Source organism: Pseudomonas sp. P1.8 (assembly GCF_001269805.1).
Classification (GTDB): domain Bacteria; phylum Pseudomonadota; class Gammaproteobacteria; order Pseudomonadales; family Pseudomonadaceae; genus Aquipseudomonas.
In genome coordinates this window covers 1-792 of the sequence record NZ_LHVM01000039.1, presented here as the reverse complement: position 1 = coordinate 792, position 792 = coordinate 1, and the positions used below count along the sequence as shown (strand labels likewise).

The window sequence follows — 792 nt, the reverse complement described above, 5'->3', positions numbered from 1 at the left end:
GAGATTTTGGCTCGGACATCGCCAGCGTGTTCGTTCGCGACAATGTGGAGGATCAGTACAAAAGTGACTTTGACGAAACGGGCGAGAGCTCCTTCTACGGTGAATGCCAAAGGCTGTTCCGCACCGTGGGCCCAAAACGCCGCATCGTAAAACTCCTCAACTGCAAAACCCTCGATGCGCAGGGTGAGCGAGGAGGTTATCAGCCCTTTGCCATGTACAGCCTCGACCAACTACCGGGTAAGACCGTGAAGATGCACATCAAGTTGGCGAACGAAGAAAGACCCGGCTGGGGTGACACGTGGGTCAAAGTTCCAAACGGCTGGAAGCGCTGTATGGGCAAGGGCTATGAAGATCAGCGTGGGTACTGCAATGGCAATTACAAAGACTTCAGCGGTTTCCAGATGCCTGACGGGCGGCAATGCACCATCTACCCCGGCTGTACCGAATAAGGACATCCCCCATGACAATCTTGTACCCGCCGGTGAAGTCACTGTTTAACAAACTGGTTTTGAACAGCTGTCTGGCGTTGACCGCAGGCTGCGCCAGCAGTTCGCCGAACACCTTTACCTTCACCGCCGACTTGCCGCCCGACTTTGCCTATCAGGCCATTGCCAAATATGTGCCCGCCCAAGGCGAAACCTGCACCGTGCCCGGCGGGCGCAATACCGCAGTCGGCTACAACATGAACTGGCGTGAAAACTACCAGCCAACCGCTGAAATCGCCTTGCGCAGAACGGTCAGTGGCTGCCCGCTGGTGCTCAGACGCATCGAGCTGAAAATCTATGGGACTTA

At 55.8% G+C, this 792-nt stretch carries 2 pseudogenes; both read left to right on the top strand.

The features are described from left to right. Window positions 1-449, top strand: a pseudogene (locus tag AD668_RS29720) (hypothetical protein); the annotation flags it as partial. 11 nt (window positions 450-460) lie between these two features. Further along, window positions 461-792: pseudogene (locus AD668_RS28300) on the top strand (hypothetical protein); the annotation flags it as partial.